Below are 9,274 nucleotides of genomic sequence, written 5' to 3' on the forward strand. Positions count from 1 at the left end.
GTCCAGCCTAGGAGGCCGGGTCGCGCGGCGCGCCGTGGATGCGGCGCGAGATCTCCTCCGCCACCGAGCGGGCGTCGTCGACGAGCGCCGGGAGGCGCTCGGGCGCGACCGACGCGTCCGGATACGTGATCGCGATCGCGGCCACGGGCCATCCGCGGTGATCGAGCACGGGGACCGCGACCGATGACAGCCCCGGGGTGACGTCGCCGGTCTCCTCGGCCCATCCGCGCAGGCGCCCCTCCTCGAGGACCCGCCGCAGCTCGGCGTAGGTCGTCACGGCGGGCTTCTCGGCATGCCGCTGCACGAAGGCCCGCGCATCGGGATACAGCGCGCGCAGCTGCGCCTTGGGCAGCGCGGCGAGGATGGCCCGTCCGCTCGCGGTCAGCTGGGCCGGCAGGCGGACGTCGACGGCCGTGACGAGGTCGGGTGCGTGCTTCGCGCGGATCTCGACGATGTAGAGCACCTCGCGCCCGTGCAGGACGGCGAGGTGCGCGCTGAGCCCGATCCGGTCGACCAGGCGCGCGACGTGCACGCGGCCGAGGCGCGCGAGCGGGTCGGTGCGCGCATAGGAGCTGCCGAGGTCGACGGCCGCGATGCCGAGCCCGTATCGGCTCTCGTCGGGCAGCCGCATGACGTATCCCGCCCGCTCGGCGACGTTCAGGAGGTGGTAGACCGTCGAGCGGGGCAGCTCCAGGCGCTGCGCGATCGTCGCGGCCTGGAGCGGCCCGCTCGCGCGCGCGAGCAGGTCGAGGATGCGCAGCCCGTTCTCGAACGCGGGAACGCGGGACGACTCTGACATCGAGGTCGAGGCTACGCGAGCGCCCCGATCGCCGTCTCGACCGCCGCGAGCACGCGACCCGACTGCACGTGCGCGACCGCCGCCTGGATGTCGGGCGACGTGAAGGCGTCGGTGTCGGGCGCGGCGATGTCGGTGCGGAAGAGAGCGTGCAGCGCGCGGGTGGCCGCGCCCGGCTCGCCCTCGCCGGCGGCGAGGCGGAAGTCGAGGGCGCGCGTCGCGGTGAGCAGCTCGATCGCGAGCACGCGCGCGAGGCCGTCGATCGAGCGGCGCAGCTTGCGCGCGGCCGCCCATCCCATCGCGACGTGGTCCTCCTGCATCGCCGAGGACGGGATGGAGTCGACCGAGGCGGGGACCGCGAGCCGCTTCATCTCGGAGACGATGCCCGCGGCCGTGTACTGCGCGATCATGAGGCCCGAGTCGAGCCCCGGGTCCGCGGCGAGGAACGGCGGGAGGCCGTGGTTGCGCGCGACGTCGAGGAAGCGGTCGGTCCGGCGCTCCGACATCGACGCGACGTCGGCCGCGGCGATCGCGAGGAAGTCGAGCACGTACCCGACGGGCGCCCCGTGGAAGTTGCCGTTCGACTCGACGCGCCCGTCGCGGGTCACCACCGGGTTGTCGATCGCGCTGCCGAGCTCGATGCGGGCGACCGATGCCGCATGCGCCGCCGTGTCGCGCGCGGCGCCGTGCACCTGCGGAGCGCAGCGCAGGGAGTACGCGTCCTGCACGCGCGTGAACTCGCCGCTCACCCGCCGGGAGACGAGGCCCGAGTCGCCCAGCACCCGCGCCATGTTCGCGGCCGCGGCGGCCTGCCCGGGGTGCGGGCGCAGCTCCTGCAGATCCGCGGCGAACACGGAGTCGGTCCCGCGGAGCGCCTCGACGCTCGCGGCGGCCGCGACGTCGGCCACGCGCAGGAGCGCCTCGAGGTCGTGCAGCGCGAGCAGGAGCGTGCCGAGCATCCCGTCGGTGCCGTTGATGAGGGCGAGGCCCTCCTTCTCCTCCAGCACGACGGGGGCGATGCCCGCCTCCTCGAGGGCATCGCCCGCGCCGCGCAGCTCGCCGGCCGCATCGCGCACGGTGCCCTCGCCCATGATGGCGAGGGCGCAGTGCGCGAGCGGCGACAGGTCGCCCGAGCAGCCGAGCGAGCCGTACTCGTGCACGACGGGCGTGAGCCCTGCGTTGAGCACCTGCGCGTAGGTCTCCGCGACGATCGGGCGAGCGCCCGTGCGGCCCGTCGCGAGGGTGTCGAGACGCAGGAGCATGAGCGCGCGGACCACCTCGCGCTCGACCTCCTCGCCGGTTCCGGCGGCGTGCGATCGCACGAGGCTGCGCTGCAGCTGCCGGCGCTTCTCGCGCGGGATCTGCACGGTGGCGAGGGCGCCGAAGCCCGTCGAGACGCCGTAGTGCGGGAGCGCGTCGTGTGCGAGGTCGTCGATGAGCGCGCGGCTCTCCGCCATGTCGCGGAGCGCCTGCTCCGAGAGATGGACGGGCGCGCCGTCTCGGGCCACGGCGACGACGTCGTCCGGGCGGAGGCCCGCGGAGCCGAGCGAGATGGAGCGGAGGGCGTGCGAGGTGGTCATCCCTCCATGGAACGTCACGTCCACCCCGGCGGACAGCACCGCGGGCCTCCTGCCGTCTGGGATCCCAGACGATGCGCTCTGGGATCCCAGACGACGATGTGCGGGGCGGCGGTTCGCCCCGCACCGCCCGTGGGTACCGTGACGCCATGAGCGATCAGCCCTCCCCTGCCCTCTCGCACGATCCCCTCTGGCCGCGCACGGGCGGATGGCCGCGCCCCGACGGCGCGGAGGCGGACGCCGCCCTCATCGGGCTCCCGACGCGGCGCACCTCGCTCTCGCCGACGCACGCGGACGCCACGCCATCGGCGGTGCGCGACGCGCTGCGCCGCTACTCGGCCCTCGCGCACGTGGAGGGCAGGGGCGCCGTCGACCTCGACGAGGCGCTGCGCATCGTCGACGCGGGCGACATCGCCGAGCCCGACCACGGCCACGATGAGGACGCCGCCGTCGCGGCCGTCCGCGCGCTCGCGGAGCGCGCACGGCTCGTCATCGCGCTGGGCGGCGACAACGCGGCGACGGTCCCCGCGGCGCTCGGCGCGTGGGGCGACGGCATCGCGTCGGCCGGCCTCATCACCTTCGACGCGCATCACGACCTGCGCGACGGGATCAGCAACGGCTCCCCCGTCCGGCGCCTCATCGAGGCAGGGCTCGACGGGCGGCGCGTCGTGCAGATCGGCATCGCCGACTTCGCGAACTCGCTCGCGTACGCGCGGAGGGCGCAGGAGCTCGGGATCACCGTCATCCCGCGCGATGCCCTGCACGATCGCCCGATCGCCGACGTCGTCGACGAGGCGCTCGCGATCGCGGGCGCGGGCGGCGGCGCGGTCCACGTCGACGTCGACGTCGACATCTGCGACCGCGCGGTCGCTCCCGCCTGCCCGGCCTCCGTGCCCGGCGGCCTCTCGGCCGCCGAGCTGCGCAGGGCCGTCCGACGCGTCACGCGCGACCCCCGCGTGCGATCGCTCGACCTCACCGAGGTCGATGCGACCGCGGACACCCCCGACGGGCGCACCGTGCGCCTCGTCGCGACGCTCGTCCTGGAGGCGCTCGCGGGCGTCGCCGGACGCTAGCCCGACCGAGGAGAATGGAGACGACGATGTCTGACACCTCTGCCACGCACGCGCCCGCCGCGACCGCTTCCGCGCACACCCTCCGCCGCGGGCTCTCCGCCCGGCACGTGCGCTTCATGGCGCTCGGCTCCGCGATCGGGACCGGCCTCTTCTACGGGTCGTCCGCGGCCATCCAGTCCGCGGGACCCGCCGTGCTCCTCGCGTACATCGTCGGCGGCGCCGCCGTCTTCATGGTGATGCGCGCGCTCGGCGAGATGGCGGTCCGCCATCCCGTCGCGGGCTCCTTCGGCCAGTACGCCGCCCGCTACCTCGGCCCGCTCGCGGGCTTCGTGACGGGATGGACGTACGCGTTCGAGATGGTGATCGTGTGCCTCGCCGACGTGACGGCGTTCGGCATCTACATGGGCTTCTGGTTCCCCGACGTGCCGCGCTGGATCTGGGTGCTCTCGATCATCCTCTTCATCGGCGCGCTCAACCTGCTGAGCGTGAAGGTGTTCGGAGAGCTCGAGTTCTGGTTCTCGCTCGTCAAGGTCTCGGCGATCATCGCGATGATCGTGGGCGGCATCGCCATCATCACGTTCGGGCTCGGCAACCAGGAGGAGAACGCCTCCGGCATCGCGAACCTGTGGAGCCACGGCGGCTTCGCCCCCGAGGGCTTCGGCGGGCTCATCGCGAGCCTCGCGGTCGTCATGTTCGCGTTCGGCGGCATCGAGATCATCGGCGTCACGGCCGGAGAGGCCCAGGATCCCAAGCGCGTGCTGCCGCAGGCGATCAACACCGTGCCGCTGCGCATCCTCCTCTTCTACGTGCTCACGCTCGGGGTCATCATGATGCTCGTGCCGTGGACGTCGATCACGGGCGAGGCGAGCCCCTTCGTCTCGATCTTCACGACCCTCGGGATCCCGTTCGCGCCGCACCTCCTCAACGCCGTCGTCATCACGGCCGCCGTCTCGGCCATCAACTCCGACATCTTCGGCGCGGGTCGCATGATGTTCGGCCTCGCGCAGCAGGGGCAGGCGCCCGCGATCTTCCGGAAGACCTCCCGCCAGGGTGTCCCGATCTTCCCTGTCCTCATCCTCATGGCGACGCTGCTCGTCGGCGTCGTCCTCAACGCGGTGATCCCCGAGCAGGCGTTCCTCCTCATCGCATCGGTCGCGACGTTCGCCACGGTGTGGGTGTGGCTCATGATCCTGCTGTCGCACGTGCGCATGAAGCACGCGATCGCGCGGGAGGGCCGGCTTCCGTCGGAGTTCCCCGTCCCGCTCTGGCCGGCGGCCTCCTACGCGGCGATCGCCTTCGTGCTGTTCGTCGTCGTCGTGCTCGGCATCGTGCCCGACACGCGGCCCGCGCTCATGGTGGGCGCGGTGTGGCTGGCCGTCCTCTGGCTGGCGTACACGCTGTTCGTCCGCGAGCAGGGGCGATCGGCGCCCGACCTCGAGGACGCGACAGCGCCCATCCCGCTGCCTCCTCGAGCGCCGTGACGCGACGCGACGGCCCCGTCTGGGATTCCAGACGGGGCCGTCGCGTTCCCCGTTGTCGCGCGGGCCGTCGCGGGATTGGATCGAGGCAGACCCCGGCTCGAGAGAGAGGCCCCGACGATGACGCTCCCCGGCGCACGCCCCGTCCGCGCACAGCGCGGCACCACCCTGACGGCGAAGAGCTGGCAGACCGAAGCCCCGCTGCGCATGCTGCACAACAACCTCGACCCCGAGGTCGCCGAGCGGCCCGACGACCTCGTCGTCTACGGCGGAACCGGGCGCGCCGCGCGCAACTGGGAGGCGTTCGACGCGATCACGGCGGCGCTCACCGATCTCGAGGATGACGAGACGCTTCTCGTGCAGTCCGGCAAGCCGGTCGGCATCTTCCGCACGAACCCGTGGGCGCCGCGCGTGCTCATCGCGAACTCGCACCTCGTCGGCGACTGGGCGACGTGGCCCGAGTTCCGCCGTCTCGAGGCCGAGGGGCTCACGATGTACGGGCAGATGACGGCCGGCTCCTGGATCTACATCGGCACGCAGGGCATCCTGCAGGGCACGTTCGAGACGTTCGCCGCGGTCGCCCGCAAGCGCTTCGGCGGGACGCTCGCCGGAACGCTCACGCTCACGGGAGGCTGCGGCGGGATGGGCGGCGCTCAGCCGCTCGCGGTCACCCTCAACGAGGGCGTCTGCCTCGTCGTCGACGTCGACGAGACGCGTCTGCGCCGTCGCGTCGGCAAGCGCTACCTCGACCGCGTCGAGGCCGACCTCGACACCGCCGTCGCGGTCGCCCTCGAGGCGAAGGAGCAGCGCCGCGCGCTCTCGATCGGCGTCGTCGGCAACGCGGCCGAGGTCTTCCCCGAGCTCCTGCGCCGCGGCGTCGCGATCGACATCGTCACCGACCAGACCTCCGCGCACGACCCGCTGTCGTACCTGCCCGTCGGCATGTCCGTCGAGGAGTGGCACGACGCCGCCGCTGCCGACCCCGAGGGCTTCACCGAGCGCGCCCGCGCATCGATGGCGGCCCAGGTCGAGGCGATGGTGGGGTTCCAGGATGCGGGTGCCGAGGTCTTCGACTACGGCAACTCCATCCGAGACGAGGCCCGCCAGGCCGGGTACGAGCGCGCGTTCGCCTTCCCCGGGTTCGTGCCGGCCTACATCCGCCCGCTCTTCTGCGAGGGTCTCGGCCCGTTCCGCTGGGCCGCGCTGTCGGGCGACCCGCGCGACATCGAGGTCACGGACCGCGCCATCCTCGAGCTGTTCCCCGAGGATGCGCACCTGCGCCGCTGGATCACCGCCGCGCAGGAGCGCGTCGAGTTCGAGGGCCTGCCCGCCCGCATCTGCTGGCTCGGCTACGGCGACCGGGCGAAGGCGGGGCTGCGCTTCAACGAGCTCGTCGCCTCGGGGGAGATCTCGGCGCCGATCGTCATCGGCCGCGATCACCTCGACTCGGGCTCGGTCGCGTCGCCCTACCGCGAGACGGAGTCGATGCTCGACGGATCCGACGCGATCGCCGACTGGCCGCTCCTCAACGCCCTCACCGCCGCCTCCTCGGGCGCCACCTGGGTGTCGCTGCATCACGGGGGCGGCGTCGGCATCGGGCGCTCGATCCACGCGGGACAGGTCGGCGTCGCGGATGGCACGCCGCTCGCGGCGGAGAAGCTCGCGCGCCTGCTCACCAACGACCCCGGGATGGGCGTCATCCGCCACGTCGACGCCGGCTACCGACGAGCGGTCGACGTGGCCGCCGAGCGCGGCGTGCGCATCCCGCTCACGCCGGTCGTGCGGGACTGACATGGGCAGCATCCTCGTCACGGGCATCCGCGAGCTCACGACGAACGAGGGCCCGCGCCTGCGCGACGCCGCGGTCGTGATCGACGGCGACCGGTTCGCGTGGGTCGGGCCGGCCGCAGACGCACCCGACGCCGACCAGCGCGTCGATGCGGATGGTCGAGCCGCGCTGCCGGGGTGGGTCGACTCCCACACGCATCTCGTGTTCGCGGGCGACCGGTCCGCCGAGTTCGAGTCGCGCATGGCGGGCCAGCCGTATGCGGCCGGCGGCATCAACGCGACGGTGTCGGCCACGCGAGCCGCGTCGGACGACGAGCTGCGCGCGGGCATCGCACGGCTCGTCGCCGAGGCGCGCGCGGGCGGCACGACCGCTCTCGAGACGAAGACCGGCTACGGGCTCACGGTCGACGACGAGGTTCGATCGGCGCGGATCGCCGCGGCGGCGGTCGACGAGGTCACCTTCCTCGGGGCGCACGTCGTCCCGGAGGGTGCGGACCGGGTCGAGTACCTCGAACTCGTGACCGGGCCGATGCTCGATGCGGTCGCGCCGTGGGTGACGGCCGTCGACGTGTTCTGCGAGCGCGGCGCGTTCTCGGCGGAGGAGAGTGCTCGCGTGCTCGCCGCCGCGACGGCGCGAGGACTCGCCGCTCACGTGCACGGCAATCAGCTCGGGCACGGCGACGGCGTGCGGATCGCCGTGGAGCACGGAGCGCTGAGCGTCGACCACCTCGGCTTCCTGACCGACGATGACGTGGAGGCCCTCGCGGCGACGTGGCAGGGCGACGGGCGCGGCACCGTCGCGACCGTGCTCCCGGCCTGCGACCTCTCGACGCGCATGCCGCTCGCGCCCGCCCGTCGGCTCATCGACGCCGGGGCGGTCGTCGCGATCGCGAGCAACTGCAACCCCGGCACGTCGTACACATCGTCGATGGCGTTCTGCGTCGCGACGGCCGTCCTGCAGATGGGGCTCACGATCGAGGAGGCCGTGCTCGCCGCGACTCTCGGGGGAGCGATCGCGCTCGACCGCCACGTCGACCGCCCCGGCCGCCCGCGCCTCGGCGTCGTCGCGCCCGGCGCGCGCGCCGACCTGCAGCTGCTCGACGCGCCGTCGGTCAGCCACCTCGCCTATCGCCCCGGCATGCCGCTCACGTCCGCCGTCTGGCGGGCCGGTGTTCGGGTGGTGTGAGGAGGTCATCGGACCGATCCCTCCTCGTCATGGGCCAAGATGGCGGTGAGGAGGACACGCGATGGACCGATCCCTGCTCGACCGAGCGGCACGCCGGTCTCTGTGGCGTGCCCTGCCCCCGATCCTGCTCTGCCTCGGGATGGTCGCGTGGATGGGCTGGTTCAGCCGCGGCGTGATCCAGGAGACCGACGGCGCCATCCTCGCGCCCGGCGTCTGGACCGATCAGCTCATGCGCTCGATCCCCGAGCAGCAGGAATGGATGGCTGTGCCTATCGGCCTCCTGCTGTGGCTCCTGCTCGTCGTGCTGACGCTCGCGGGGCCTCTGCTTGTGCTCATCCTCGCCGGGCGACGCGCGGTGAGCCGGCTCCGCCGGTGGCGAGTGCTGCACGGGTTCGACGCCGACCGCAGGCGCCCGGATCTGATCCTCGTCGTCGCCGAGGATGACGTGCGTCGCATGGGCATGCGGGGTCGCCCGTCGGGCGTCGTCATCGCGGGCACGATCGAGCACCTCGCCCCCGACACCGCGCTCGCTCGCGCCCTCGCCGGAGAGACGCGAGTGGCGGTGCTGGGCGACCGCGCGCTGATGCCTCCTGCCGTTCCCGCACGCATCGAGGGCTATCTCGTCAACGCGCGCTCGCGGTCGAGCGCGGTCATCGCGGTCGACCGACAGCGTGACGTCTGCTGGCCTCTGGGACGCGTCGTGCCGCTGAGTGCGCTGAAGATCCTGCGCACCGCACCGAAGCAACGGCACGTCGTAGACGGAGTCACGGCCGTGGTGGGTGGCGGCATCGCGCTCACGTGGGCCGAAGACGCGGGCCTCTGGAGCTCGACCGACGGCGGATGGGGCGACGGCGGCGGGGAGGGCGGCGACGGCAGCGGAGGCGGCGACGGCGGGGACGGCGGAAGCGGAGGCGGCGACGGCGGGGACGGCGGCGGAGGCGGAGGCGGTGGAGGCGGCGGCGAATGAGCGGCCTCGGCCACGCATCCGGGTCCGCGGCAGGTGATCGCGAGGACGGCGCCCGCTCCCGGGGCTCTCCTACCTGATTGGACCCGGACTCGCCGCGCATCCGATGGTGTCTCGCTCAGGCGGGTTCGGGGGTGAATCGGGCGTCCGCGCCGTTGTCGAGGTCTTCGTGGTGGGCGATGTCGTCGGCGTCGAGGAGGGCTTGGGCGAGGTATTCGGGGGTTGTCCAGTAGTGGCGGAACCATTCCTGGATGTCCTGTTCGATCTCGAGGTGCAGCAGCCGCTCCCGCTCCCGCTCCTCCTGCTCGCGCTGGCGCTGTTCGCGTTCCCGCTGGTGCTGTTCGCGCTCGCGCTCGCGTTCGCGCTGGCGCTGTTCCTGCTCGCGCTCGCGTTCGCGTTGGCGTGCGTGGCG

General features: G+C 73.2%; 8 protein-coding genes. 5 read left to right on the top strand and 3 right to left on the bottom strand.

Annotated elements, in window-relative coordinates; all coding sequences use genetic code 11:
* Positions 1–7: 7 nt before the first annotated feature.
* Both PKE79_RS08310 and hutH read right to left on the bottom strand, forming a co-directional pair.
* Positions 8–799 carry an IclR family transcriptional regulator gene (locus PKE79_RS08310; RefSeq protein ID WP_271173222.1) on the bottom strand — a complete coding sequence of 264 codons (792 nt, stop codon included), beginning with the start codon at positions 797–799 and terminating at the stop codon, positions 8–10.
* 11 nt (positions 800–810) lie between these two features.
* Positions 811–2,376, bottom strand: a complete 1,566-nt coding sequence (gene hutH, locus PKE79_RS08315) for a histidine ammonia-lyase (RefSeq protein WP_271173223.1) — start codon at positions 2,374–2,376, stop codon at positions 811–813.
* A gap of 146 nt (positions 2,377–2,522) precedes the next feature.
* Between hutH and PKE79_RS08320 the strand changes: the two genes are divergently transcribed.
* From PKE79_RS08320 to PKE79_RS08340, 5 genes are all read left to right on the top strand, one after another.
* Complete coding sequence (locus PKE79_RS08320; protein WP_271173224.1) at positions 2,523–3,446, top strand: arginase family protein; 924 nt, start codon at positions 2,523–2,525, stop codon at positions 3,444–3,446.
* 26 nt (positions 3,447–3,472) lie between these two features.
* Positions 3,473–4,927 carry an amino acid permease gene (locus PKE79_RS08325; RefSeq protein ID WP_271173225.1) on the top strand — a complete coding sequence of 485 codons (1,455 nt, stop codon included), beginning with the start codon at positions 3,473–3,475 and terminating at the stop codon, positions 4,925–4,927.
* 117 nt (positions 4,928–5,044) lie between these two features.
* On the top strand, positions 5,045–6,715 hold the full coding sequence (gene hutU / locus PKE79_RS08330) for a urocanate hydratase (protein ID WP_271173226.1): 1,671 nt from the start codon (positions 5,045–5,047) through the stop codon (positions 6,713–6,715).
* 1 nt (position 6,716) lies between these two features.
* On the top strand, positions 6,717–7,898 hold the full coding sequence (hutI, locus tag PKE79_RS08335; protein WP_271173227.1) for an imidazolonepropionase: 1,182 nt from the start codon (positions 6,717–6,719) through the stop codon (positions 7,896–7,898).
* 61 nt (positions 7,899–7,959) lie between these two features.
* Positions 7,960–8,865: a hypothetical protein gene (locus PKE79_RS08340; protein WP_271173228.1), complete on the top strand. Its 906-nt coding sequence runs from the start codon at positions 7,960–7,962 to the stop codon at positions 8,863–8,865.
* 115 nt (positions 8,866–8,980) lie between these two features.
* Here PKE79_RS08340 and PKE79_RS08345 read toward each other — a convergent pair.
* Positions 8,981–9,274, bottom strand: a 294-nt coding sequence (locus PKE79_RS08345) for a hypothetical protein (RefSeq protein ID WP_271173229.1), incomplete at its 5' end; no start/stop codon positions are given.

Source organism: Microbacterium barkeri, assembly GCF_027921765.1.
GTDB classification, from domain to species: Bacteria; Actinomycetota; Actinomycetes; order Actinomycetales; family Microbacteriaceae; genus Microbacterium; species Microbacterium barkeri.